Origin of the sequence: Xenorhabdus innexi, from assembly GCF_002632485.1 — a bacterium.
Classification (GTDB): Bacteria; Pseudomonadota; Gammaproteobacteria; order Enterobacterales; family Enterobacteriaceae; genus Xenorhabdus; species Xenorhabdus innexi.
Window position 1 is genome coordinate 1 of record NZ_NIBU01000274.1, and the last position, 422, is coordinate 422.

1 protein-coding gene is annotated in these 422 nt (G+C 61.6%); it reads left to right on the plus strand.

Annotation, left to right across the window (positions count from 1 at the left end):
* Positions 1-422, plus strand: a 422-nt coding sequence (locus Xinn_RS21570) for a conjugal transfer protein TraG N-terminal domain-containing protein (protein ID WP_211286054.1), incomplete at both ends; no start/stop codon positions are given.

Sequence of the window (422 nt, forward strand, 5' to 3'; positions counted from 1 at the left end):
TGCCGTTGGTGGTGAAAGTGATTACGGTCTGGTTGCAGGTACGGGAGGGGGGTGAAGAAGACGGCGCCGGCGGTTTGCAGTCACTGGCCCGGCTTGAGAATACACTCTACGGGGCGTTTTTCGTGATGGTGTTCTGCTGTGTGCCATTGGTCAGTGTCAGCCTGACCACCCTTCAGTATGACCCCTCCCGGGCCAAAAGCTGTGGCACCTGGACACCGGCCGCTCCTGAGAAAAGTGGTTATGCGCCGGTGATGTCCAGCCTGAATAACCAGACCGCGGCGGTGCCGGTCTGGTGGGCGATGGTGCACCGGTTATCCAAAGGACTGACACAGGCGGCGGTCGCCACCATTCCCTGCCGGCCGGATTTGCGGCAGCTGCGTTTTGAGGTGCAGCATACCCGCATCAGCAACCCGGCGCTGGCG